Genomic DNA, 25537 nt, shown 5'->3' on the forward strand with positions numbered 1-25537 from the left:
CGCCGGAGCATCGCGAACACTAGCCTCGTACCGTGACCGTGACCTGGCAGGAGCACGACGCCGTCCTGTTCGACCTCGACGGCGTCATCACGCCGACGGCGGAGGTGCACATGCGCGCCTGGTCGGACATGTTCAGCGAGTTCCTCGCCTCGTGGGACGGCGAGGGCGACACCGCGGCGTACACGGATGTCGACTACTTCGCCCACGTCGACGGGAAGCCCCGGTACGACGGCGTCCGCGACTTCCTGACCTCGCGCGGCATCCCGGCGCCGCAGGACCTCGTCCGCGAGCTCGGCGACCGGAAGAACGACGCGTTCAACGTGGTGCTCGCGCGTGACGGCGTGCAGCCCTACCCGGGATCGGTCCGGCTGCTCGACCACCTGGGGCGGCTCGGCACGCCCCTCGGCGTCGTGTCGTCCTCCGCGAACGCGCCGGCGGTGCTTGAGGCCGCGGGCCTGCTCGCCCGCTTCCGCACGGTCATGAGCGGCGCGGTGGCGACCGAGCTGGGCCTGCCCGGCAAGCCCGCACCCGACACCTTCCTGCACGCCGCCGCCGAGCTCGGGGCGACGCCGCAGCGGTCGGTCGTGCTCGAGGACGCCGTCTCCGGGGTCCGCGCCGGGCGGGCCGGCGACTTCGGACGCGTGGTCGGTGTCGACCGGGGCGCGGGCGAGAAGGCGCTGCGTGAGGCCGGCGCGGACGTCGTGGTCGCCGACCTCGCCGACCTCGTCCCGGCCGGGGACGCCGCATGAGCCGGCGCACGGTCGGCCCGAACCCGATGGACCGCGGCCGGTTCCCGATCGAGCCGTGGGCGCTGGTGGAGACCAGCTACAGCCTCGACGACATGGGCGTCGCCGAGACGCTGTTCGCCGTCGGTAACGGCTACCTCGGCATGCGCGGGAACCCCGAGGAGGGACGGCCGGCGTACGCCCACGGCACGTTCGTCAACGGCTTCCACGAGACCTGGCCGATCCGGCACGCCGAGACGGCGTTCGGCTTCGCGCGCACCGGCCAGACCATCGTGAACGCGCCCGACACCAAGGTGCTCAAGATCTACGTCGACGACGAGCCGCTGACGTTCGGCACCGCCGACCTCGAGCACTACGAACGGCGGCTCGACTTCCGCGACGGCGTGCTGCGGCGGAACCTGATCTGGCGCACGCCGTCGGGCAAGCGGGTGCGGATCGACTCCACCCGGATGGTGTCGATGACCCAGCGCCACCTCGCCGTGATGACGCTCGAGGTCGAGGTGCTCACCGGCGACGCACCGGTCGTCATCTCCTCCCAGATCCTCAACCGCCAGGACGGCATGGACGAGTACCGCATGCCCCAGCATGCGGCGACGACCGCCGATCCCCGCAAGACCATGATGTTCGCCGAGCGGGTCCTGCAGCCGCGGATGAGCCACGCGACCAACGACCGGCTGCTGCTGGGCTACCAGTGCGCCCACTCCGGCATGACGCTCGCCGTCGCGGCCGACCACGTGCTCGAGACCCAGGACGAGCACGAGATCGTCGCGCGGTCCGACGCCGACCAGGCGAAGCTGGTGTTCCGCGTCGACGCGACCCGCGGCGCCACCACCCGCCTGACGAAGACCGTCACCTACCACACGTCCAGGGCCGTCCCCGCCCGTGAGCTCGCAGACCGCTGTGAGCGCACCCTGGACCGCGCGAAGCGGCACGGCGTCCAGAACTACGTCGAGGACCAGCGCGCCTGGTACGCCGACTTCTGGGCGGGAGCCGACATCGAGGTCGGCGGCGACACCACCGGGCACCGCGCGGTGCAGCAGGCCGTGCGCTTCAACCTGTTCAGCCTGGCCCAGGCGACCGGCCGGATCGACGGGCTCGGCGTGCCGGCGAAGGGCGTGACCGGCTCGGGCTACGAGGGTCACTTCTTCTGGGACACCGAGATCTACGTCATCCCGTTCCTCAGCTACACCAACCCGGAGGTGGCGCGGAACGCCCTGCACTTCCGCTCGCTGATGCTGCCCGCTGCGCGCGAGCGCGCCCGCGAGCTGGCGGGGAGCGGCGCCATGTACCCCTGGCGCACCATCAACGGCGAGGAGGCCTCGGCGTACTACGCGGCCGGCTCGGCCCAGGTGCACATCGACGCGGACGTGGCGTACGCGCTCATGAAGTACGTCGGTGCGACCGGCGACGAAGGGTTCCTCATCCGTGAGGGGATCGACATCCTCGTCGAGACCGCGCGGATGTGGGCGGACCTCGGCTTCTGGCGCAGCAACGGCGACCCGTCGTTCCACATCCACGGCGTCACCGGGCCGGACGAGTACACGACCGTCGTCAACAACAACCTGTTCACCAACGTGATGGCGCGCTTCAACCTCGACCAGGCCGCCGCCGCCATCACCCGGATCCGCGACGCCCATCCCGAGGAGTACGTCCGGATCGCCGCCCGCCTGCGCCTCGACCCCGCCGAGGTCGAGGAGTGGCAGCGCTGCGCGGACGGCATGACGATCCCGTACGACGAGGGCCTCGGCATCCATCCCCAGGACGACTACTTCCTCGATCGGGAGGTCTGGGACCTCTCCAAGACCCCCGACGACCTGTTCCCGCTGCTGCTGCACTACCACCCGCTCGTGATCTACCGCTTCCAGGTGCTCAAGCAGGCGGACGTCGTGCTCGCGCTCTTCCTCCAGGGCGAGCGGTTCACGCCCGAGGAGAAGCGCGCCGACTTCGAGTACTACGACCCGATCACCACCGGCGACTCCACCCTGTCGGCGGTCGTGCAGTCCGTGGTCGCCGCCGAGGTCGGCTACCACGACGCGGCCCTCGACTACTTCCACCAGTCGCTCTACGTCGACCTCGCGGACCTGCACGGGAACACCGTCGACGGTCTGCACATCGCCTCGTGCGGCGGCGTCTGGAGCGCGCTGGCGTACGGGTTCGGCGGGATGCGCGACTACCACGGCCGGTTGAGCTTCGACCCACGGCTGCCGGTCGCCTGGGACAGCCTGCGGTTCCGGATCTGCTGGCAGGGCTCCCGCCTCCTCGTCGAGCTCGACGAGGACCGGATCCGGTTCACCGCCATCGCCGGCGACGACGCCGTACCGGTCTCCGTCCGCGGCACCGAGTACGTCGTGACCCCCGGCGCTCCGGTCGAGGTCGTCCTGTCCGACCAGGGCGAGCGGATCGACGGCCTGCTCGGGGAGCGCCCGGTCGTCGGCGGCCGGCGCGCGGACGGCAGCACCATCACCGCCGGGGTGCCCGAGCCCATCCATCCGCCGGAGGAGCTCGAGGCGACCGGCGAGATCCCGATCGCCGCGATGGACGCGCCGCCGCTCGGGACGCACATCTCGCAGTCGTAGCGGGTTTGGCCGCCGGTCGCGCCGGGCACCCCCACGGGGTTTGAAGTGTCGCGACACGGAGGAGACCTCGATGGCCACCGCCACACCCACCCGAGAGGCCACGGAGCCCAACCTCAAACGGCACGTCGGCGTCGTCGGCCTGTTGTTCGCCAGCGTCGGGTCGATCATCGGCTCCGGCTGGCTCTTCGGTGCGCTCAACGCCTCCCAGCAGGCCGGTCCGGCCGCGATCATCTCGTGGGCCCTCGGCGGCTTCATGATCCTGCTGATCGCGCTGGTGTACGCCGAGCTGGGCACGATGTTCCCGGTGTCCGGCGGGGTGGTCCGCTTCCCGCACCTGGCCTTCGGCTCGTTCGCGAGCTACAGCGCCGGCTGGATCACGTGGGTCGCCGTCGCGACCACCGCCCCGATCGAGGTCGAGGCGGCGCTGCAGTACGCGACCAAGTACGCGCCGTTCACGCGCGAGCACACGGTCAACGGCGAGATCGTGCACACGCTGACGGCCCTCGGCTACGGCGCCGCCGTGGTGCTCATGGCGACCTTCGTGGTCATCAACTACTTCGGCATCCGCTGGTTCGCGCGGATCAACAACGCGCTGGTGTGGTGGAAGCTGGGCATCATCCTGCTGGTCATCGCGGCCTTCCTGATCTCCGCGTTCCACGGCGAGAACTTCACCAGCCACGGCTTCAAGCCGTCGGGATGGCACGGAGTCTTCACGGCGATCGCCACGTCCGGGATCGTCTTCTCCTACCTCGGGTTCCGACAGGGCATCGAGCTGGCCGGCGAGACCGACAACCCACGGCGCAACGTCCCGCTCGCGGTCGTCGGGTCGGTGCTGCTCACGGGCCTCATCTACATCGCCCTGCAGGTGGCGTTCATCGGCGCCCTGCCGACGCAGGTCCTGAGCGACTCGGGCAGCTGGGCGAAGCTGACCTTCGAGAACGACTTCGGCCCGCTCGCCGCGCTCGCGTCCCTGCTCGGCCTGTCCTGGCTGGCCGTGCTGCTCTACGTCGACGCCATCGTCTCGCCCGGAGACACCGGCCTGATCTACACGACCGTCACGTCGCGGATCTCGTACGCCATGGCGCGCAACGGCAACGCGCCGAAGGCGCTCGCGCGCACGACCGACCGCGGTGTCCCGCTGATCTCGCTCGTGGTCGCCTTCGTGGTGGGGCTCATCGTGTTCCTGCCGTTCCCGAGCTGGCAGCAGCTGGTCGGCTTCATCACCTCGGCGACCGTGATGTCGTTCGCCTCCGGGCCCCTCGTGCTCGTCGCCCTGCGCAAGCGGATGCCGGAGCTCGAGCGTCCGTTCCGGGTGCCGGGCGGGCACCTCATCCCGTTCCTGGCGTTCTGGTCCTCGAACCTGATCATCTACTGGTCGGGCTGGGACATCGTCTGGAAGCTCGCGGTGGCCATCGCCATCGGGTTCCTGCTGCTCCCGATCTACCACGTGCTGGGCCACGACACCCCGAAGCTCGACCTGCGCTCCGGCGCGAGCTGGGTGCTCCCGTGGCTGGCCGGCCTGCTGGTCATCTCCTGGCTCGGAAGCTACCCGGAGCCGGCCGCCGGCAACCAGAACGTGCTCAGCTTCGGCACGGCGATCCCGGCGCTGTTCGCCCTCTCGGTCCTCGTCTACGTGATCGCGTACCTGGTGCCGCTCCGGCGCGAGGAGATCGAGGAGCACATCGAGGCCTCACGCAGGGAGGCCGAGTACGAGGAGAAGGAGCTCGGAGCGGCGCCCTGACGGGTGTCAACGGGTGACCCTCTCGGAGCTGGGCGTGCAGGCCCAGCTACCGGATCCGCCGGCATGGGACGGCAACTCCCAGGTTCAGCTGATGTCGGGGCCGGCTGCTTGGATTGCTCATCCGTGAGCCGATCAAGGAGACCTCGTGACCCGACCCGGAGCCACCACCCAGCCCGTCGACCGTGCACCCGAGCGCCGCTGGGGTGACGACCTCGCAGTTGCGGTGGGTCTCGGGGGCAACACGTTCGGCCGCACGACCGACGCCGCTGGATCCCATCGGATCCTCGACGCCTTCGCCGACGCCGGAGGTGCACTGGTGGACACGGCCGACACGTACTCCGACGGAGCATCGGAGGTCATCCTCGGAGATTGGATGCGAGACCGGCGGAATCGCGACCAGATGATCGTGTCGACGAAGTGCGGCAACCACCCGGCTTTCGAGGGTCTGTCCGCGAGCACCGTGGCCGCGGCGGTCGACGAGTCGCTGCGTCGGCTGGGCACCGACTACATCGACCTCTACTTCGCGCACTACCAGGACGACCGAACGCCGATCCAGGAGAGTGCGGAGGCGTTCGACGCCCTGGTCCGGGCGGGCAAGATCCGGGCCGTCGGACTGTCCAACTTCACCGCAGACGCCGTCCGTCAGTGGATCGAGACGACGTGCACGAACGGCTTCGTCGCACCGGTCGCGCTCCAACCGCACTTCAGCCTGGTCCACCGACGGCCGTACGAGACGGGGCTCGCGTCCCTGGCGGCCGAGGCCGGTCTTGCCGTGCTGCCCTACCGTGCTCTCGGCGGTGGCTTCCTCTCGGGCAAGTACCGCACCGAGGCTGACACCGAGGACCGAGCCAGAGGAGCCGGCGTACGACCTCTGCTCACGCCACAGGGGCTCCGCCTGCTCGACACCATCGAAGCGATCGCCCACGAACACCACGTCCGTGCCGCCACCATCGCTCTGGCCTGGCTGATGCACCAACCGACCGTGACGGCGCCTTTGGCCTCCGCCACCTCCAGCGCGCAGCTCGACGACCTCCTGGCAGCGCCGGCCATCACGCTCGACGACGCGCAGATCACTCTTCTCGAAGCCGCCGCCGCCGAGCTCGCATAGCCGGCGGCGTCCTGTGCGGCCCGCGCTGTGAAGTCAGTGGGCGGTGCTCCGCTCAGCCGACGTGCGGACCATGGGGTCCGGCTCGACGCGGTCACCGAGCGACGCCGTCAGGACGTCAGATCCTGGACGGGATGCGACCGGAGGACGCGGCGACGGTCGCCGCTGCCCTCCGGTCGTTCGACCTGGCGGCCGGCCAGTCGGATCTCGCCGACCGACCTGCCTCAGTGGCGGAAGCTGATCCGCGACACGCCACCGGCGGAGTCAGGTGCCGACGATCCGGTCGTCACGTACATCGCTCCGTCCGGGCCCTGGGCGATCATCCCGGGCAGCGGCAACTTCCCGGCGCCCAGGTGCTTCTGGAACTCCGGGTGCCGCCACGGGATGACGACGACATCACCCGGCGGGTTGGCCGTCGTACCACCGGCGAACATCTCCGCCGCCCAGAAGTTGCCGTGCCGGTCGAAGGTGCACCCGGTGATCGTCGTCAGGCCGGACGCCCAGACGGTGGGCGCGGTCGGGAAGTCGGCGTTCGGGTCGACCCGCCAGACGCGGGAGAAGCCGCCGGTGCCCGGGGGCACGAACAGGTTGGACACCAGGTCCAGCGTGCCGACGTACAGGTAGCCGTCCGGCCCCTGTGCCATGCAGGTGGGCGTCGAGTCGCGCATCGCCCCGAAGTCCTCGTTGGGAATGTACGCGACCACCCGGGCGGTCCCGTCCCGCATGATCTCGCTGATCGTGTTCGCGCCCGCGTCCGCGACGAAGGTGCGGATCCCGCCGCGGTGGCCCTTGGTGATCAGCAGGCCGAACGGGTTGGAGTCCGGGAAGTCGTCCGGGAACAGGTCGGAGTGGTCAGTCGTCCACTGGTACATCTGCGAGCCGACGTCCGAGATCGACTTGGCCCTGCCGTTGACGCCGTCGAGCCGGTACAGGTGGCCGGCCTGGGGCGCGTTCACCATACCGTTGCTGGCGGCGAGGATGCCCGGCGTCGACTCGCTCATGATCATCTGCACCTGGCAGCCGTGGTGGTGGCCGTCGCCGTGGTCGCGTCCGTGGCGGTCGTCGTCGTCCTTCATACATCCGTTCCCCATCGCGCTGAGCCCTTCGGGACCCAGGACGTCGGGCGGCTGAGACGGGTCCTCGGACGCGTAGAACGAGTCGAAGCGGGTGGTCCACGCCGGAGTGTCGGAGCCCCAGCGGTACTTGCTCACCTTGCCGGTGTGGGTCAGGCCGGCCGTGCCGGAGCCCGCGATGCCAGACTCCGCGACGTACATGTCGCCCCGGCTGTCGAACGCGATCCCGCGCGGTGCGGCCAGACCGCTGAGCACCGGCTTGATGGAGATGTGGTGATCGTGGTGGTGATGCTGTTGCTGACCCAGCACTCCGGCGTTCGCCGACGAGCCGAGAAGGAGCGCGGCGGCGCTCACGGCTCCTATCGCGATACGGATGCTCGAGCGACGCATGGTCATGCGGTTCCTCCGTCGTCAGGCGCCGACTGCCCCGCACAGACCACGCGATTGCTCCTCACGCTAGAAGCGGGCCCGGCCCGCCGCTTCCCCCACATTGACCAATTCGTTCAGCTTTCGGGGTCGAGGTCGACCCCGGCGACCACGCGGGTGGCGTCGTCGAACACCTGCGCGCTGACGGAGCAGGCCCTTGCCGTGCGTGCCGACTGCGAGCGAAGTGGGGTCAGGGTGCGCGGATCTGCGGCGTTCCGCGTGGTTCGTGACGCGGGTGGTCAGGCTGCGCGCGACCGGGCGCCGTCTGTGGTGGAGGTTCGTCGGGCCGGTCGGCCTAGGTTCGTCGGTGGAACCTGGTGTGGTGTTTCGGGCAGAGGAGCCTGCCGTGCTCGACGTCGGTGGGTCCGCCTCGGCTCCAGGGGATGTCGTGATGGACGTGGCACATCGCGGGTGGCCAATCGCAGCCCGGTTCGGTGCAGCCCTTGTCCCGGATGCCGATCGCGGTCCGCTGGGCCTTGGTGTGGAACCGGCGGGTCCGGCCCAGGTCGAGGACCTCGGAGGTGCCGCCGAGGACGGCGGGGATGATCCCGGCCTCGCACGCGAGCCGGCGGGCGGTGGACGCGGAGATCCTCTCCCCGGTGTCCAGCAGCGCGGCCTGCTCGAGCCGCCCCTCCAGGGCCTCGAGGGTCATGGTCACGACGATGGTGGCCGAGACCCCGCCGGTCTGCGGGAGCTGGTCGGCCGGGTAGCGCTCGATGAGCTCGCAGAACGCCCGGCCCCGGCGTTCGGGTCCGGGGCGCAGCGGGACGCCGGGTTCCTGGGGTTCCTGCCGTTTCGGGGCGGCGATCGCGAGCAGCATCTTCTTCAGCGCGGCACCGTGGAGGGACGGGACCGTGAACTTCCCGTGGCACTTGCCGTGCCCGTCATCGACCATCGTGAACGTGGTGGCCAGTAGCGCGTCGCGTTCCTCGCGGGCGAGCTGGCGGGCCTCGTAGGCGTCGGCCAGGTCGGGGGCGACCACGTCCATCAGTCGCTTGCCCAGGATCCGCAGGGTCGGGGCGGTGTGCTCGCGCCCGGCGGCGATCAGGTGCCGCTCGGCCCGGTCCACCAGGGCGGTGTCGAGGTCGCCGGGGAGCTGGTCCAGCGCGGTGACGATCACCCGCGCCTGCTCGACCACCAGGTCACCGGCGGCGAGCGCGTCGCGGACCTGGCCGCGGGTGACCAGGGCCTGGCCGAGCTTCACCTGGCCGAGCACCGCGGGCTTGGTCTGCCGGGTCCGGTGCGCCCACGCGTCGACCTGTTCGTCGTCGGCGTGCTCGGCCACCCGGGCCTCGAGCTCGGCCACCTGCGCCTTCAGCCGGGTGAGCGCGATCAGCGTCGTCGTGGTCTCCGCGGCGTCCATGGACCACACCGACGCATCGGTCACCGAGCCGGCCAGGTCACGCATCTGCGCAACCGTCACCGACACCCGGTGCCGAGGTGTGGCCATCGCTGTCATGGCTCTACTCAAGCACCGGCCACCGACACCGAGAGGCCCAGAACCCCATGTTCCACAGGGTCCTGGGTAACGAACAGGTCACGATTCCGAGCGCGTTTCCACAGCCGGTGCGACCCCCGGGACCCGCAGGCCGGGAACCGGCGACGACCACCAACCCACGTCCCCGTAGCTGCCATGTCGGTCGAAACCACCCACGGCCCGCGACTCGCGGCCATCGGACGCGCAAGCCGGGAGCCCGCGACGACCACCAACCAGCCGTTCCCGTAGCTGCCATGTCGGTCGCAACCACCCACGGCCAGAAAGCCACGGACACAGGACCCGCAAGCCGGGAACCGTTGCCCACCCGCCGCGACGAGACCGAACCGGTCACGATCGCGCGGCTTCGAGCTCGTCCGGCCGACAAGCTCGTTCCGGGCAGCAGCGACACACCCGGTCAGAGCGCGGCCGCCCGGACGCACATGACGTCCGGCAGGTCGGCGACGACCTGGTGCCAGGTCTCGCCCTCGTCGGGCGAGCCCCAGACCGCGCCGTTGCGGGCGCCGAAGTACAGCCCGCTGCGCTCGTGGTCGTCGGCGCACATCGCGTCGCGCATCACCGCGACGTAGAAGGCGTCCGGCAACCCGTCGGCGAGCTCCTCCCACGTCTCGCCGGCGTCGCGCGAGCGCCAGACCCGGGCCTTCGCGTCCGGCGGGTAGCGCTTGTCCCCGCCGTTGATCGGGAAGACGTAGACGGTGTCGGGCTGGTGGGGGTGCACCACGATCGGGAACCCGAACTCCGCCGGCAGGCCCTCCGCGATCGAGGCCCAGCTCGCGCCGTGGTCGTCGGAGCGGTAGACGCCTCCGTGGTTCTGCAGGTACAGGCGCTCCGGGCGGGCGGGGTGCCGGGTGACCTTGTGCACGCACTGGCCGAACTCGGGGAACTGCTGGCCCTCCGGCAGGAACTCCGCCCGGATGCCGTGGTTGCGCGGCGCCCAGCTCTGCCCGCCGTCGCTGGTCTGGTAGACACCGCCGGTGCTGAGGGCTGCGGTCACGCTGAGCGGGTCCTGCGGGTGCGGCAGCACCGTGTGGAAGGCCTGGCCACCGAACCCGGCGTTCCACTCCGGGCGGTGCGGGTGGTCCCAGAGCGCGCGCTCGAGGGTGAAGGTCTCGCCGCGGTCGGTCGAGCGGAAGACCGCGGCCGGCTCGGTGCCGGCGTACACGACGCCGTCCTCGCAGCCCGGCGCCAGCTGCCAGACCCGCTCGACCTTCGCGCCGGTGTCGTCGGGGAACCGGACCGCACCGTTCGGGGTGCCCTCCCAGGACCCGCCGAGGTCGTCGGAGCGCCACACCTGCGGGCCGAGCCAGCTCGACGAGGCACCGGCCAGCAGCCGCGGCGTACCGCCACGGGTGTCGACCAGGCAGGAGTACACCTCCTCCATGTCGAAGTGCGGGCCGGTGAACTCCCAGTCCTCGCGCGCCTCGTCCGACGTGCCGATCCACAGACCCTTGCGGGTCCCGACCATCAGCAGGGTCCGGTCTGCCATCTCGTCCTCCACTCTCGTGGCTCTACTGTGCCGCTAGGTTGACCCGGTGGCCACCCGGAACTCATCGCTCCGCCTGGTCTCGCCGGTCTGGCTGGTGCTGATCGGGATCCTGTCGGTGCAGTTCGGTGCCTCGGTCGCGAAGTCGATCTTCGACGAGGCCGCGCCCACCACGATCGTCTGGCTCCGGCTGGCGACCAGCGCGCTCGTGCTGGTGGCGGTGGCCCGGCCGGCGCTGCGGGGCCGGACCCGCCAGGACTGGTACGTCGCCCTCACGTTCGGCGGCTCGCTCGGCCTCATGAACTGGTCGTTCTACCAGGCGTTCGCCCGGATCCCCCTCGGCGTCGCGGTGACGCTGGAGTTCATGGGCCCGCTCACGCTCGCCGTGGTCGGGTCGCGCCGTCGTCGCGACCTGCTCTGGGTCGCGCTCGCCGGTCTCGGCGTCGCGCTGCTCGGCCTCTCAGGCGGCCGCGGGTCCCTGACCGTGGCCGGCGTGCTGTTCGCGCTGGTGGCCGCCGCGTGCTGGGCGGCGTACATCCTGCTGAGTGCCCAGACCGGGCGCCGCTGGCCCGGCTTCGACGGGCTCGCGGTCGCCTCCGTGGTGGCCGCGCTCCTGCTCCTGCCCGCCGCGGTCGGCGTGGGCGGGTCCGACCTCGTCGACCCGCGCATCCTCGCGCTCGGCGCGGTGGTGGGCCTGCTCTCGTCGGTCATCCCCTACAGCTGCGAGCTGGTCGCGCTCCGCAGCCTCGCCCCTGCGGCGTTCTCCATCCTGATGAGCCTCGAGCCCGCGGCGGCCGCCCTCGCGGGCATAGTCGTCCTCGGCGAGTTCCTCACTGCTCCGCAGTGGGTCGCGATGGCGTGCGTGGTCGTCGCCTCGGTCGGCGCGACGCGCTCCTCACGGGCGGTGGCGCCCGCGCCGGACTGAGCGGCCGGCTACTTCCCCTTGCGGATGGTCACGTAGTCGAAGTCGCCCCGGAAGTAGTCGCAGTCGACGCGCGAGGAGAAGCTGCAGTTCGGCTTCCCCCCGATCGCGAGCGGCTGGTCGTTCTCCACCGAGCCGAGGGGGCCGCGCTGGACGGCGACGTACCGCTTTCCCTCGTGCCGCAGGACGAGACGGGTGGCCCGTGCCGTGCTGGTGCAGCGGATCGTCCACCAGCGCCCGTCGGTGACGTCGAGGTCACGCCGGCCGGTCGCACGTCCGCGACCGGACGCGTCGTGGAAGCCGCAACGAGGGTGCCGGCCATCGAACAGCGCGAGCTTGAAGTATCCACCCGGCTGGCCGTGCTGGCCCTTCTGCACCAGGTTCGGTTCGGAACCGCCGGTGGTCCGGATCCGGATCTCGATCTCGTACCGGGCGTTCTGGGGGTCGAGGTCGTCGGCGTCGTCCACGACCAGGATGCGCTGGTGGTCCGAGCGCCAGCGGCTGCTGCTCCCCGGGAAGTGGAAGACACCCCCGCCCGGGATGATCTTCCGGCCGATCGGGGCATCGTGGTTCCCGGTCGTGTCGTGCATGACCTGCGCGTTCCGGCTCTCGTCCATCGGCCAGTCCGCCACCGTCTCCGCCGCGGCCCGCGCCGAGCCGGACAGCACGACGACCGCGGCCACGAGCAGCATCGCCCGCTTGCGCATCCCCCACTCCTCACCCGTCCCCCACACCTGCAACGCGCGTGTGGAGCCAGTGTTACGGACCGATCGCGGCTCCGCAGCGAGTTCACGCAACCGTCACACGACGTTGACCGGCTGGAATCGCCCGGCTCCTAGGGTGGTGCCCATGTTCGGGACGCAGCTCGTGGATGCGGTACGCCGGTGGCCGGTCGAGTCCCAGCTCCGTGCCAGACGCAACGCCATGGTCGCCTCCACCGCTCTCGCACAACGGCGTGCCGAGCTCGACGACGTCGAGGAGTTCCTGGCCGCCCTCGGCAGGACGACGGCGCAGGAGGAAGCAGCCCGGGCTGCGCACGGCTGACCTCGCCGGGCGGAACCACCTCCCTGGCCGCCCGGTGAGGTCAGCCACACCTCCACGATCCCGGGCGCGGCGCGGGGCAGAATCAGGTCCATGTCCGCCTCACCCACCCGCACCGAGGTCACGCCACGCCTCGCGTTCCACGACGTGCTCTCCGACGACGGGACCCGGCTGCGCGCCTGGACCAACGACCCGGACGGGCTGATGGACGGGCCGACCGTGCTGCTCTGCAACGGGCTGGGCACGAGTGCCTGGGCCTGGCCGGCCTTCCTCGACCCCGACTGCGGCGTCCGCGTGGTCTCGTGGAACCACCGTGGCACCGGGGGCTCCGCGCGGCCCGACGACGTCGAGCGGGTCGGCATCGAGGAGTTCGCCGAGGACGGGCTCTCGGTCATGGACCACTTCGGCATCGACCGGGCCGTGATCGTCGGCTGGTCGATGGGTGTCAACACCGCGTTCGAGATCGCCGCCCGGCACCCCGAGCGGGTCACCGGGCTGTTCGCGGTCGCCGGTGTCCCCGGTGACACGTTCGCCACGATGCTCGGCCCGCTGCGCGTGCCCGGCGTCGCCAGCAAGGCGATCGCCGTCAACCTCGCGCGTGCCCTCAAGTACGGCGGCCGCCTGGTCACGCCCCTCACCACCAGGCTGCCCGTGGGCCGCCGCACGATCGACGTGGTCAGCCACAGCGGCTTCATGCTGCCCGTCGCCGACCCCGAGCTCGCCCGCAGGGCGGTCGCGGCGTTCCTCCAGACCCCGGTCGAGTGGTACTCCCACGTCGCCCTCCACACCTCCCGTCACCCCCGGGTCCGACTCAGCCGGATCGACGCACCGGCGGTGTTCGTCGCGGGCACCTGGGACCTCCTCGCCGGCGCGCGCTCGATGGCGTCGGCCGCCGCGAAGATGCGGGACGCGACGTACGTCGAGCTCGGCGGCACGCACTTCCTCCAGATGGAGCACCCCGACCGCGTCCACGGCCTGCTCCGGGAGTTCCTGCGTAGAGTCGGCTGACATGGGACGGTCCGCCGCGCTCGTCACCTCCGCCGTCCTCACGGCGGCACTGCTCTCCTCGTGCAGCGACGACGAGCCGCCGGACGCGGCCCCCGGCGACACCGTGACCGCCACCCCCCAGTCGCCGACCGGCACGACCAGCCCGTCCAGGCCGGCGGGCGACAACACGCCGTCGGTGGACGACTCGCCTCCGACAGTCGTCGACACGGTCGCGATCGGGCTGGCCGTGCCGTGGGGCATCGGCTTCCTGCCCGACGGCGACGCCGTCGTCACCGAGCGCGACACCCGGCGGGTGCTGGTGATCGACGGGTCGACGTACGACGTCCACCAGGTCGGCCTGATCAGCGCGGCCGTGCCGCTGGGCGACCAGGGCGGCGAGGCCGGGCTGCTCGGGGTCGCCGTGTCTCCGGACTTCGAGCAGGACCACCTCCTGTACTTCTACCTGAGCACGGCCGTGGACAACCGGATCGTGAAGGCCACCCTCGAGCACGGCCGGCTCGGCCCGACCACGGTGATCCTGGACGGCATCCCGAACGGCTTCATCCACGATGGCGGCCGGCTCGCGTTCGGCCCCGACGGCTACCTCTACGCCTCCACCGGCGAGACCGGAGACGCCGAGCTCGCCCAGGACAAGGGCACGCTCGCCGGCAAGATCCTGCGGATGACCACCGACGGGAAGCCGGCCCCCGGCAACCCGTTCCCCGGCTCGCAGATCTGGTCCTACGGGCACCGGAACGTGCAGGGCCTGGCGTTCGACGACGACGACCGCCTCTGGGCCTCGGAGTTCGGCCAGGACACCTACGACGAGCTGAACCTGATCGAGAAGGGCCACGACTACGGCTGGCCGATGGTCGAGGGCCGCGGCTCGGGCAAGGGACTCACCAATCCGCAGGTCGTCTGGCCGACCGACGTCGCGTCGCCCTCCGGGCTGGCCTACCTCGACGGGCACCTGTGGCTCGCGTCGCTGCGCGGCGAGCGGCTCTGGCGCGTCGACCTGCACGGCGACCACGCCGTCCACCCGGTCGACTACTTCGTCGGGAAGTACGGCCGGATGCGCACCGTGGTGGTGACGCCGGACGGCAGGCTGTGGGTCACGACCAGCAACCGCGACGGCCGCGGCGACCCGCAACCGGGTGACGACCGGATCCTGCTCATCGACCCGTGAGCACCCGGCCGGTCACGGTCGCGCGCCGCGACGCCCGCCGCAGCGTCGTGAGGATCGCCGGACCCAGCACCACGATCGCCACGGCGTTGGTGATCGCGCGGGCGGTGTCCCAGCTGCCCGTCGAGGTGAGCAGGGTGTAGACGAGGAACGTGTGCAGGTTCTCCAGCACCGGCGCGCCGGCGACGTAGGCCAGCGACCCCTCGTGCCCCTCGACGGCGATCCCTGCGATGAACGGCCATCCCGAGAGGTTCATGAACAAGCCGTAGAGGTAGGCGGACACCACGCCGTACGCCGCCAGCATCGCGATCTCGCCGCGACCGGCGACCCGGCGTGGGAGCAGGCCGGCGCCCATGCCGACCCAGGCGGCGCAGAGCATCTGGTACGGCAGCCACGGGCCGACGCCCGCGGTCATCAGCGCGGACGCGAACAGCGACGTGCAGCCCAGCACGAACCCGAAGCCGGGGCCGAACACGCGTCCGGCGAGGATCAGCAGGAAGAACGTCAGCTCCACGCCGGCGGTGCCCGGCGAGACGCCGCGCAGGATCGCGTTGGCCGCGCTGAGCACGCCGAGGATCGCGAGCACCCGCGGGTCGAGCCCACCCTCGTTCAGCTCGGCGAGCACGACGGCGAGCACCACCGGCAGCAGGCCGAGGAACAGGAACGGCGGGTCGACCCGGGTCGCGTCGTGGACGCGGAGCAGCAGCGGCCAGCAGAGCATGGCCAACCCGGCCGCCGAGGCGACCGCGAGCACGACCAGGGATCGCGGCGAGATCCGGACCGCCGGTGTCATGACGCGTCCAGCTGGGCTGCGACCTCGTCCACCCGCAGCCACGGCGGGCCGAGGACCTTCATGACCTGGGGCGCGAACGACGGCGACTCGGCGACCACGCGGCGCACCGGGCCGGACGAGACCACGTCGCCGTCGGCGAGGACGACGACGTCGTCGGCCACCTGCGCGACGAACTCCACGTCGTGGGTGGCCACCAGCACGTCGTGGCCGTCGGCGGCGAGTCCGCGGAGCACGCCCGCGAGGACGTGCTTCGCGGCGTAGTCGAGCCCGCGGGTCGGCTCGTCGAGCAGCAGCACCCGAGGCCGGGTGGTGAGCACCAGGGCGAGCACGAGCGCCAGCCGCTGTCCCTCCGAGAGGTCACGCGGGTGGTGGTCGTCGGGGATGCCCGGCACCAGCCGGTCCAGCAGCGCCCGGCACGCGCCGGAGCCACCGTCGGCGGCGGCGCACTCCTCCGCGACGGTCTCGAGGTACAGCAGGTCGGCGGCGTTCTGCGGCACCAGCCCGACCAGCGCGCGGCGGCCCGCGGCGTCCAGGTCCTTCGGGTCCACGCCGCCGGCGGACACCCGGCCCGCCGAGCGACGGCCGCTGCCCTGCAGCGCCCAGATCAGCGAGGACTTCCCGGCGCCGTTGCGGCCCATCAGCGCGGTCACCCGGCCGGCGCCGAGGGTCAGGTCGACCTGCCGCAGGGCGACCGTCCGCCCGTGCACGACCGACAGGCCGCTGACCGACACGCCCACCTCGACCGCCTCGTCGACCGTGACCGGCGGCTGCAACCGCTCCACGAGCCCGCGCGCCCGGCGGCGGGCGTCGCGCACGCTGAGCGGCAACGGGTCCCAGCCGGCCGCGCGCCCCAGCTCCACGATCGGGGGGACGACGGGCGAGTCGACCAGCAGCTCCCCCGGCTCGCCCACGTGCACGCGGCCGTCGCCGGTGAGCAGGCACATCCGGTCGGCGAACGGCACGACCCGCTCGAGCCGGTGCTCGGCGAGCAGCACGGAGACGCCGAGGTCGTGCACGAGCCGGGTCAGGGTCGCCAGCACCTCCTCGGCAGCGGTGGGGTCGAGCGCGGAGGTGGGCTCGTCGAGCACCAGCAGCCGCGGGTGCATCGTGAGCACGGACCCGATCGCCACCCGCTGCTGCTGCCCGCCCGAGAGCGTGCGCAGGTCCCGAGCGCGCAGCTCGGCGATGCCGAGCAGGTCGAGCGTCTCCTCGACCCGGCGGCGCATGGTCTCGGAGGGCAGCCCGAGCTGCTCCATGCCGTACGCCAGCTCCTCCTCGACGGTGTCGGTGACGAAGCCGGCGGCCGGGTTCTGCCCGACGTACCCGATCGCGTGGGCGCGCTCGCGCGGCGGAGCGTGCACGATGCTGACGCCGTCGAGCAGCACGTCGCCGTCCAGGGTGCCGCCGCTGAACCGCGGCACCAGGCCGGTCACCACCCCCAGCAGCGTCGACTTGCCGACGCCCGTCGGACCGGACACCAGGACCAGCTCGCCCTCGTCCACGGCCAGGTCGACGCCCTCGAGGACCGGCAGCTCGTCGTAGCGGAACGTGATGCCGCGCAGCTCGATCATGCGACCGCCGCCTCCAGCGTCGCGGCGGCCAGCCGCGGCGGCGGCGAGCAGAGCGGGCCGAGGAGGCCGACGACCGCGAGCAGCAGCGCGGCGCCGCTGACGGGCGGGAAAGCGTCCAGTGCCGGGTAGGCGACGGCCGACTGGTGCGCGTTGAGCCACCAGCCCAGCGCGCCGACCAGCACGCCGCTGGCGACCACGGCGAGCTCGGGCCAGCGCCACGAGTCCGGCCGGTACCGGCTCCGCTCGACCCGGCGTCCCGCGCTGAGCAGGCCGGCGGCGGCTGCTGCCACGCCCAGGCCGAGCATCGGCAGCGCGAGGAACCGCGGGGCGGTCGTGTCCAGCACGGCGTAGGTGCCGACGCAGATGCCACCGAGGCCGGTCAGCATCAGCGCTCCGGTCGTACGGCGCTGCGCACGGGTCGCCCCGCTCGCGCGACCGTAGCCCCGGGTGTCCATGCCTGCGGCCAGGGCGAGCGAGCGCTCCAGCGCGTCCTCGAGCACCGGCACGAGGAACCGGCGCAGCCGCCGGACCCGACCGGTCTCGCCCGCCCGCAGCGCCTGCGCGGCACGCACCCGGCGGGCGCTGTCGGCGAACTGCGGCAGCACCGTCACCGCGACGACGAGGGCGGTGCCGATCTCGTAGAGCGCGGGCGGGACCGAGCGGAGCAGCCGCTTGGGGTTGGCCACCGAGTTCGCGGCCCCGATGCAGATGACGATCGTGGCGAGCCGGAGCCCGTCGTACAGGGCGAACACCAGCGCCTCCGCGTACAGCGGACCGAGGAGGGTGATCCCTGCGACCCAGTCCGGCAGCGGGACCGCCGGCAGCCGGAGCAGCACCCGCCCGCCGGTCCAGCCGCCGAACACGATCCAGAACGCCAGCCGGACGCCGACGATCACGACGCCGAGCCAGACGTAGAGGCGGAACGACCGGCCCCACGGCTGGTCGGACCGGCGCAGCGACACCACGGTGGCCGCGACCCCCACCAGCATCAGCAGGATCAGCGGGTTCGTGGTGAACGACGCAGCGACCGCGAGCCCGAGCGCCCAGGCCCACCAGGCCACGGGATGCAGGTCGCGGGGCAGCCGGTCCACGCTCACGCGGCTCCCCGGCGGCGTACGACGGCGACCGCGCCCGCGGCACCGAACAGCAGCACGATCACGACGGGCGCCACCCAGCCCGGCAGCCCGCCGCCGCCGGGATCCGCCGGGTCGGCGGAGGCGGGGAGGAGCGAGGGTGAGTCGCTCGCGGTGGGCGAGTCACCGGCGGTCGTGGCGGACGACCCCGAGGGCTGCGGCTCCCGGGAGTGCGGACCGTCGCCGGCCTTCGTCCGCGAGGACGTCGCCGACGGCGACCCGGACGGGCCCGCGGTGGCGGCCGACGAGGTGGCCGACGAGGTGGCCGGCGAGGTGGCCGACGGCGGTGCGCTCGAGGGGCCGGTGTGGCCCGGTGCGGCGGTGTGCGTCGGCGCGCGCGTGGGCGTGGGGCTGGCGCTGGGGTGCGGCGCCGGGCTCGCACCCGGCGCCGCGCTGTCGCTGCTGCCCTGCCAGGAGAACGCGACGTACCCGCCGTCGGGGACGTGCTGGCCGCCGGCGCCACTGGTCGCGTAGGTCCAGCGTCCCGACCTGCCGTCGGACCAGTACAGGGCCCAGTACGCGTCCGCGGGCGGCGTGTTCACGCACGGGTTGTCGGCGGGCTTGCCCGACACCCGGCACACGAAGCTCGGCTGGCGCTGCACGTAGGTGAGCGGGAAGCCGGCGGCCGGGAACAGCTGGGCCGCGGTCTCCCCGCCACCGTCGGCGACGCACGCCGTCTGCACGCCGCCGTCGAGCTGGTGGAAGTCGACGACGACGGTCACGCCGTCGGCGGTCGGGCAGCCGGCGGCTGATGCAGGGGCGCCCGGGAACGCCACCGCGACGGCCGCGACGAGGACTGCCGCGACCGGTGCCACCGGGTGGAGGAGCCGGTGGACCACCCTGGACCTCAGCACCCCGGGAGCTGCAGGGACGGTGCTGCCTGGCTGGTCGCACGGCGCCACTGGTCGAGGGTGTCGTCCGAGATCCCCGCCCGGTAGGCCTTGCGGTCGTAGGCGATGGCGCCGTTCTTCTTCTGCAGCCCGGCGACCCAGTCGGTGGCGTTGTCGGCGGCGCGGCACTTCCCGCCGCGGGCGAGCGCCCGGGCGGCCAGGCCGGTGCTGTTCGTGTTCGCCGCCGAGGTCGTGGGACCGCCGCCGAAGCTGCCGTTGTCCTTCTGGTGGCGCACCAGCCAGCGCAGCGCGTCCGCGATCGCGCTCTTCACCACACGCGAGGGGTGATGCACCGACTGCAGCTGGGCCACCGCGACCGCGGTCGCGTCGGTGTCCGGCGCGCGGTCGGAACGGGCCGCGCCGTCGCAGGTCTGGTCGGCCGCGGCCTTGTCGGCGAAGTACAGCCGGAAGAAGCCGGCGTCGCACTGCTGATCGAGGAGGAAGGTCGTGGCCGTGGCCGCCGCGGAGGAACCGGCGCGGCTCAGGGCCGCGACCGCGTACGCCTGGCCCAGGGTGTTCGCGTAGTCGGTGCCGTCGGTCTGGTCCTGCAGCCGGCCCGTGGTTCCGTCGGCGGTGCTGATCCGCCCCTCGAGCCGGTCGACGAGGTCCACCCCGCCGAACGCGGTCGGGTCGGCTCCGGCGACCTGCGCGAAGACGACCGCCTTGGCGACCGACCCGGCGTAGATGTCGCTGCTGCCGAAGTCGACGCCGGTGGTCCAGCTGTCGACGTGGTGGGCCAAGGCCCGCTTGACCTTCTTCACCGCCGGCCGGTGGCCGCCGATCTCGGTGAGCGCCATCGCGGTGTCCGCGGTGAGGCCGTAGTCGTCGAAGTCGTAGACGTCGTTGTGGATGAGGCCCCCGGTGAGCTGGCCCTCGAGCCAGTCGCCGGAGCGGCCGCCAGCGGCCGACGCGGCGGGCGTGGTGCCGACGGCGGTGCCGAGGGCGAGCGCGCCGACGACGAGTGCCGGGACGAGACGGGTCCTGCGATTCATGGTGTTCCTTCCCGCTGCAGTAGCGGGAGGCACCGGACCCTGCCCGGAAGCGACCCGCTGCGTTCCGCGACAGCGTGGGTGAAGACGCGTCGCAACAGGCGCTCCGGCTCGCCCCCGGCAACGGCCGGGTGCCTACGGTTGCGGGTCAGCGCCGGACTTCGACCGGCTTCCCCCGCTGCGGGCGTGATGGATTCAGTTGTGCGGGCGCAGCATATCCCGTCGCCGGGCCGCCCCAGAGACGTGCCCGCAGTACGGCGAGAGTCGGCGCGTCCTGCCCGCCGTACGACTCGGGGGCTACTGGAGCTTCTCGAGGACCAGCTCGCGGACCCGGCCTGCGTCGGCCTGCCCGCTCATCTCCTTCATGACCGCACCGATGAGGGCACCGGCGGCCGCGACCTTGCCGTCGCGGATCTTTGCGGCGACGTCGGGGTTGGCCGCGATCGCGTTGTCGACCGCGGTCGAGAGCGCACCGTCGTCCGAGACGATCGCCAGCCCGCGGCCGGCGACGATCTCGTCCGGGCTGCCCTCGCCGGCGAGCAGGCCGTCGAACACCTGGCGGGCCAGCTTGTCGTTGAGGGTGCCGTCGTCGACCAGCGCCTGGACCCGGGCGACGTCCGCGGCGGTGACCGCGAGCGCGGTGACCTCGATGCCGTCCTCGTTCGCGCGCCGTGCCAGCTCGCCGAGCCACCACTTGCGGGCGGCCTGGGGCGGCGTGCCGGCGGCGATGGTCTGCTCGATGACGTCGAGCGCGCCCGCACCGACGGTGTCCCTCATGTCCAGGTCGGAGAAGCCCCACTCGGCCTGCAGCCGGGCCCGGCGGGCGGTCGGGTTCTCGGGCAGCGTCTCCCGCAGCTCATCGACCCACGCCCTGGACGGCGCCACGGGCACCAGGTCGGGCTCGGGGAAGTACCGGTAGTCCTCCGCGTCGGACTTCTCACGGCCACTGGTCGTCACCCCGGTGTCCTCGTGCCAGTGCCGGGTCTCCTGCAGGATCTTCGTCCCGCGGTCGAGGACCGCCGCGTGACGGGACATCTCGTGGCGCACGGCCCGCTCGACCGAGCGCAGGGAGTTCACGTTCTTCGTCTCGGTGCGGGTGCCGAGGACGCCCGAGCCCTTGGGCGAGAGCGACAGGTTCACGTCGGCGCGGATCGAGCCCTGGTCCATCCGGGCGTCGGAGACGCCGAGCGCCACGATCAGGTCGCGCAGCTGGGCGACGTAGGCCCGGGCGACGTCGGGCGCCTTCGCGCCGGCGCCGAGGATCGGCTTGGTGACGATCTCGATGAGCGGGATGCCGGCGCGGTTGTAGTCGACCAGCGAGTGGTCGGCGCCGTGGATGCGGCCGGTGGCGCCGCCCACGTGCAGCGACTTGCCGGTGTCCTCCTCCATGTGCGCGCGCTCGATCTCGACGCGGAAGGTCTCGCCGTCCACCTCCACGTCCATGAAGCCCTCGAAACAGATCGGCTCGTCGTACTGGGAGGTCTGGAAGTTCTTCGGCATGTCCGGGTAGAAGTAGTTCTTCCGCGCGAACCGGCACCACTGCGCGATCTCGCAGTTCAGCGCCAGCCCGATCCGGATCGCCGACTCGACCGCCTTGACGTTCACGACCGGCATCGCGCCGGGCAGCCCCAGGCAGGTCGGGCAGACCTGGGTGTTCGGCTCGGCGCCGAACTCGGTCGGGCAGCCGCAGAACATCTTGGACGCGGTGTTCAGCTCGACGTGGACCTCGAGGCCGAGCGCCGGGTCGTACGACGCGAGGACGTCGTCGAAGGCAACCAGGGTGTCGGTCATGGTCATGCCCCTTCCAGAGCGGGAGCCTTGTCGAGCAGCGGACCGCCCCACTGGTCGGCCAGCGCCGCCTCGAGGGCCGCGCCGACCCGGTAGCAGCGGTCGTCGGCGAGCGCCGGGGCCAGGATCTGGAACCCGGCCGGCAGGCCGTCCTCGTCGGCGAGCCCGCTGGGCACCGAGATGCCCGGCACGCCGGCGAGGTTCGCCGGGATCGTCGCGAGGTCGTTGAGGTACATCGCGAGCGGGTCGTCGAGCTTCTCGCCGAGCTTGAACGCCGTGGTGGGCGCGGTCGGCGAGACCAGCACGTCGGCCTTCTCGAAGGCTGCGTCGAAGTCGCGCGCGATGAGGGTGCGTACCTTCTGGGCCTGGCCGTAGTAGGCGTCGTAGTAGCCGCTGGAGAGCGCGTAGGTGCCGAGGATGATGCGCCGCTTGACCTCGTCGCCGAAGCCGGCGTCGCGGGTGGCGCGCATGACCTCCTCGGCGCTCGCGTCCGGCCTTCCCTCGGGCCACACGCGCAGGCCGTAGCGCATCGCGTCGAACTTCGCGAGGTTGCTGGACGCCTCCGCCGGCAGGATCAGGTAGTAGGCCGCCAGGGCGTGCACGAACGTCGGGCAGGACACCTCGACCACCTCGGCCCCGGCCTTGATCAGCAGGTCGACCGACTCCTGGAAGCGGGTGATCACGCCCGGCTGCCAGCCGTCGCCGGCGAGCTCCTGGATGACGCCGACCCGCACGCCTGCGAGGTCACCGCCGGCGCCGAGACGGGCGGCCTCGACCAGGGCGGGGAGCGGCTGGTCGATGCTCGTGGAGTCCTTCGGGTCGTGGCCGCCGATGATCTCGTGCAGCAGCGCCGAGTCGAGGACGGTGCGGGTGACCGGGCCGGCCTGGTCGAGCGAGTTGGCCAGCGCCACGAGGCCGTAGCGGGACACCCCGCCGTACGTGGGCTTGACCCCGACCGTGCCGGTGACCGCACCGGGCTGGCGGATCGAGCCGCCGGTGTCGGTCCCGATCGCGAGCGGTGCCTCGAAGGCCGCGACCGCGGCCGCCGAGCCACCGCCCGAGCCGCCGGGGATCCGGTCCAGGTCCCACGGGTTGTGGGTCGGGCCGTACGCCGAGTGCTCGGTCGAGCTGCCCATCGCGAACTCGTCCATGTTGGTCTTGCCCAGGATCGGCAGCCCTGCGTCGCGGAGCTTGCGCACCACGGTCGCGTCGTACGGCGGGATCCAGCCCTCGAGGATCCTCGAGCCGCACGTGGTCGGCAGGCCCTCCGTGGCGAGCACGTCCTTGACCGCGATCGGCACGCCGTCCAGCGAGGACAGCAGGGTGCCCGCGGCGCGCCGGGCGTCGGAGGCCTCGGCCTGAGCGATCGCGCCGGGGGCGTCGACGTGGAGGAAGGCGTGCACGGCTCCGTCGACCGACGAGATCCGGTCCAGGTGGGCCCGGGTGATCTCGACCGAGGTCGTCTCGCCGGCGGCGAGCGCGTCGGCCAGCTCCGCGGCGGTCCTGCGGGTCCAGTCGGCGCTCACGCCTCCTCCCCGAGGATCCGCGGCACGGAGAAGCGCTGCTGCTCGACCTCCGGGGCGCCGGCGAGCGCCTGCTCCGGGGTGAGGCCGGGCGTCACGACGTCCTCGCGGAACACGTTCGTCAGCGGCAGCGCGTGCGAGGTCGGCGGGATGTCGTCGCCCGCCACACCGCTGATGGAGGCGACCGACTCGAGGATCACGCTCAGCTGCGGCGCCAGGTGGTCGAGCTCCTCGTCGGAGAGGTCGATCCGGGCGAGGTTCGCCAGGTGCGCGACCTCGTCCCGGGTGATCTCGACACGCGCGCTCGTTCCGCGCGCGCCACTCGATCCAGGGATTTCAGGCATGGGGTCAATCCTAGGAGAGAGTGGACCGACCCAACCGATCGGGCCGCCGCGGCGTCTTGTGCTGTGACCCGCTCGAGGAGGATCGATGGCGAGAACCAGCGTGACCGACGACGAGTTCACCGAGTTCGTCCATGCCGCGTGGCCGAGTCTCTACCGCACGGCGTACCTCATGCTCGGCGAGCACCAGCTCGCCGAGGACCTGGTGCAGACGGCGCTGGCGAAGACCTACGCGTCCTGGCACAAGGTGCGCGAGCCGGCCGCTGCGCCTGCGTACGCCCGCGTGGTGCTGGCGAACACCGCGGCGTCGTGGTTCCGGCGGCGCTCGTGGCGCAACGAGCCCCCCACCGAGGTGCTGCCGGAGCGGGTCGGCGAGCACGACCCGAGCACCCGTCCCGCGGTCCTGGACGCCCTGCGGGCCCTGGCCCCGCGGCAGCGCGCCGTCGTGGTGCTGCGCTACTACGACGACCTCGGCGTCCGCGACGTCGCCCAGGCCCTCGGCATCAGCGAGGGCACCGTGAAGAGCCAGACGTCCGAGGCACTCGCCCGCCTCCGCACCCTGCTGGGCGATGCCGTCGTACCGATGACCGAAGGAGCCCGTCATGACTGAGCGCCTCAGCACGCTCCTCCACACCGAGGCCGAGCGCCTCGAGGTGCCCGCCCCGCCGGCCGCCGAGGTCATCAGCCGCGGCCACGGCCTGCGTCGCCGCCGGCGGCTGGCGACCGGGGTCGCCTGCGTCGCCGCCGTGGCCGTCGTGACCGTCGGCACCGGGTACGCCGTCTCCCGGATCGGCGAGGACGGCGGAGGCCGGGCCGTCCAGCCGGCCGGCCCCAGCACCGGCCACGGGGCGGTCTTCACGATCGGCACCACCGTCTACTGGGACGGCGGGACCGAGCACACCCGGATCGACGACAAGGCGATCAAGTCGACCTACTACACCTCCGCCGGGCTGCTGGTCCGGCACGGCAACAACAACGCCAGTGACGGCGGTGGACCGCAGCGGTTCTCGCTGGTCACCGAGGACGGCACCGTGCACCCGGTCTCGGTCGTGACCGAGGAGGTCGTGCCGGGTGTCGACCCGACGCAGCCGTACCTCGCCTACGCGGAGGTCGTCGACGGCCAGGTGCAGGTCGTCGTCCACGACGTCGCGACCGACGAGGAGGTCGCCCGCTGGCCGGTGGCGGACGCGGAGAGCTGGGGCGGTTGGACCGCGCCTCCGGTCGCCCTGAACGGGGACACCGTCTACGTCGGCACGGACGACGTGATGCGGACCGTCGACTGGCGCACCGGCGAGGTCGGCACGACCGACAACCTGCCGCCCGGCTACCCCGACGTGAAGGGCGGCCGCGCCGTCGCGCGGTCCGGCGGCCAGGCCACCGTCATCGACGCCGCGAGCGGCAAGGTCCTCCTCAGCGTCGACGCGGGCCGGTTCGGCTACCTGTTCCTCTCCCCCGACGGCCGCTTCGCGACCATGGACTCGGCGGACGGGAAGTCCGTCGACGTGTACGACGTCGACGCCGGCACCCACATCGCGCTGGACGGCCACTCCTACGGCTACGGCTGGTCACCGGACGGCGACCTGTTCCGCGTGCAGGGCGATCACGTGATCACCTGCTCGACGAGCACCGCGGAGTGCACCACCGGCACCACGACGATCCCGCAGGAGGGCGGCGGCGTCGCACCCAAGGACCTGCGCTACGGGAACCAGACCTTCGAGAGCTGAGGGCAAC

At 72.3% G+C, this 25537-nt stretch carries 22 protein-coding genes; 10 read left to right on the forward strand and 12 right to left on the reverse strand.

Annotated elements, in window-relative coordinates; all coding sequences use genetic code 11:
* Positions 1–38: 38 nt before the first annotated feature.
* The 4 genes from N538_RS0104030 (at position 39) to N538_RS23770 (ending at position 6171) form a co-directional block, all read left to right on the forward strand.
* Positions 39–749, forward strand: coding sequence for an HAD family hydrolase (locus tag N538_RS0104030; protein WP_028636232.1), 711 nt, complete (start codon positions 39–41; stop codon positions 747–749).
* Positions 746–3322: a glycoside hydrolase family 65 protein gene (locus N538_RS23765; RefSeq protein ID WP_051548703.1), complete on the forward strand. Its 2577-nt coding sequence runs from the start codon at positions 746–748 to the stop codon at positions 3320–3322. Before N538_RS0104030 ends, N538_RS23765 begins: the two co-directional genes overlap by 4 nt.
* A 70-nt stretch (positions 3323–3392) precedes the next feature.
* Complete coding sequence (locus tag N538_RS0104040) at positions 3393–5063, forward strand: APC family permease (protein ID WP_028636233.1); 1671 nt, start codon at positions 3393–3395, stop codon at positions 5061–5063.
* Positions 5064–5208: 145 nt separating this feature from the next.
* Positions 5209–6171: an aldo/keto reductase gene (locus N538_RS23770; protein WP_081790266.1), complete on the forward strand. Its 963-nt coding sequence runs from the start codon at positions 5209–5211 to the stop codon at positions 6169–6171.
* 221 nt (positions 6172–6392) lie between these two features.
* Here the strand turns inward: N538_RS23770 and N538_RS0104050 are convergent, their stop codons facing one another.
* The 3 genes from N538_RS0104050 to N538_RS0104060 all read right to left on the reverse strand — a co-directional run bounded on the left by N538_RS0104050 (position 6393) and on the right by N538_RS0104060 (position 10648).
* Positions 6393–7637, reverse strand: coding sequence for a ScyD/ScyE family protein (locus tag N538_RS0104050; protein WP_155991953.1), 1245 nt, complete (start codon positions 7635–7637; stop codon positions 6393–6395).
* 325 nt (positions 7638–7962) lie between these two features.
* A complete protein-coding gene (locus N538_RS27180; RefSeq protein WP_081790267.1) occupies positions 7963–9126 on the reverse strand; it encodes an HNH endonuclease signature motif containing protein in 1164 nt (387 codons plus the stop codon).
* 433 nt (positions 9127–9559) lie between these two features.
* Positions 9560–10648 carry a WD40/YVTN/BNR-like repeat-containing protein gene (locus tag N538_RS0104060; RefSeq protein WP_028636235.1) on the reverse strand — a complete coding sequence of 363 codons (1089 nt, stop codon included), beginning with the start codon at positions 10646–10648 and terminating at the stop codon, positions 9560–9562.
* A 46-nt stretch (positions 10649–10694) separates the two neighbouring features.
* Between N538_RS0104060 and N538_RS0104065 the strand changes: the two genes are divergently transcribed.
* Positions 10695–11570: an EamA family transporter gene (locus tag N538_RS0104065; protein WP_028636236.1), complete on the forward strand. Its 876-nt coding sequence runs from the start codon at positions 10695–10697 to the stop codon at positions 11568–11570.
* Positions 11571–11578: 8 nt separating this feature from the next.
* Here the strand turns inward: N538_RS0104065 and N538_RS0104070 are convergent, their stop codons facing one another.
* A complete protein-coding gene (locus tag N538_RS0104070; protein ID WP_028636237.1) occupies positions 11579–12274 on the reverse strand; it encodes a hypothetical protein in 696 nt (231 codons plus the stop codon).
* A gap of 142 nt (positions 12275–12416) precedes the next feature.
* Between N538_RS0104070 and N538_RS0104075 the strand changes: the two genes are divergently transcribed.
* From N538_RS0104075 to N538_RS0104085, 3 genes are all read left to right on the forward strand, one after another.
* Entirely contained in the window at positions 12417–12611 is a 195-nt protein-coding gene (locus tag N538_RS0104075) for a hypothetical protein (RefSeq protein WP_155991954.1), read from the forward strand.
* Positions 12612–12701: 90 nt separating this feature from the next.
* Positions 12702–13616 carry an alpha/beta fold hydrolase gene (locus tag N538_RS0104080; RefSeq protein WP_028636239.1) on the forward strand — a complete coding sequence of 305 codons (915 nt, stop codon included), beginning with the start codon at positions 12702–12704 and terminating at the stop codon, positions 13614–13616.
* A 1-nt stretch (position 13617) separates the two neighbouring features.
* Positions 13618–14781: a PQQ-dependent sugar dehydrogenase gene (locus N538_RS0104085; RefSeq protein WP_028636240.1), complete on the forward strand. Its 1164-nt coding sequence runs from the start codon at positions 13618–13620 to the stop codon at positions 14779–14781.
* Here N538_RS0104085 and N538_RS0104090 read toward each other — a convergent pair.
* From N538_RS0104090 to gatC, 8 genes are all read right to left on the reverse strand, one after another.
* Entirely contained in the window at positions 14768–15571 is an 804-nt protein-coding gene (locus tag N538_RS0104090) for an ECF transporter S component (RefSeq protein WP_028636241.1), read from the reverse strand. The two genes, N538_RS0104085 and N538_RS0104090, sit on opposite strands and share 14 nt — an antisense overlap.
* Entirely contained in the window at positions 15568–17142 is a 1575-nt protein-coding gene (locus tag N538_RS0104095) for an ABC transporter ATP-binding protein (protein ID WP_028636242.1), read from the reverse strand. Before N538_RS0104095 ends, N538_RS0104090 begins: the two co-directional genes overlap by 4 nt.
* A complete protein-coding gene (locus N538_RS0104100) occupies positions 17139–18239 on the reverse strand; it encodes an energy-coupling factor transporter transmembrane component T (protein ID WP_028636243.1) in 1101 nt (366 codons plus the stop codon). Before N538_RS0104100 ends, N538_RS0104095 begins: the two co-directional genes overlap by 4 nt.
* Positions 18236–19114: a hypothetical protein gene (locus tag N538_RS0104105; protein ID WP_028636244.1), complete on the reverse strand. Its 879-nt coding sequence runs from the start codon at positions 19112–19114 to the stop codon at positions 18236–18238. Before N538_RS0104105 ends, N538_RS0104100 begins: the two co-directional genes overlap by 4 nt.
* An 8-nt stretch (positions 19115–19122) precedes the next feature.
* Positions 19123–20157, reverse strand: a complete 1035-nt coding sequence (locus N538_RS0104110; RefSeq protein WP_028636245.1) for a prenyltransferase/squalene oxidase repeat-containing protein — start codon at positions 20155–20157, stop codon at positions 19123–19125.
* A gap of 294 nt (positions 20158–20451) precedes the next feature.
* Positions 20452–21945 (reverse strand): Asp-tRNA(Asn)/Glu-tRNA(Gln) amidotransferase subunit GatB, encoded by a 1494-nt coding sequence (gene gatB, locus N538_RS0104115; protein WP_028636246.1) that lies wholly within the window; start codon positions 21943–21945, stop codon positions 20452–20454.
* Positions 21946–21947: 2 nt separating this feature from the next.
* Positions 21948–23468, reverse strand: coding sequence for an Asp-tRNA(Asn)/Glu-tRNA(Gln) amidotransferase subunit GatA (gatA, locus tag N538_RS0104120; RefSeq protein WP_028636247.1), 1521 nt, complete (start codon positions 23466–23468; stop codon positions 21948–21950).
* Entirely contained in the window at positions 23465–23809 is a 345-nt protein-coding gene (gatC, locus tag N538_RS0104125; protein ID WP_051548706.1) for an Asp-tRNA(Asn)/Glu-tRNA(Gln) amidotransferase subunit GatC, read from the reverse strand. The genes gatA and gatC overlap by 4 nt, the downstream gene beginning before the upstream one ends.
* Before the next feature lie 85 nt (positions 23810–23894).
* Between gatC and N538_RS0104130 the strand changes: the two genes are divergently transcribed.
* A complete protein-coding gene (locus tag N538_RS0104130) occupies positions 23895–24416 on the forward strand; it encodes a SigE family RNA polymerase sigma factor (RefSeq protein ID WP_028636249.1) in 522 nt (173 codons plus the stop codon).
* Positions 24409–25530 (forward strand): hypothetical protein, encoded by a 1122-nt coding sequence (locus N538_RS0104135; RefSeq protein ID WP_028636250.1) that lies wholly within the window; start codon positions 24409–24411, stop codon positions 25528–25530. The genes N538_RS0104130 and N538_RS0104135 overlap by 8 nt, the downstream gene beginning before the upstream one ends.
* The last annotated feature ends 7 nt before the right edge of the window (positions 25531–25537 follow it).

This window comes from Nocardioides sp. URHA0032 (assembly GCF_000620645.1).
GTDB lineage: Bacteria > Actinomycetota > Actinomycetes > Propionibacteriales > Nocardioidaceae > Nocardioides.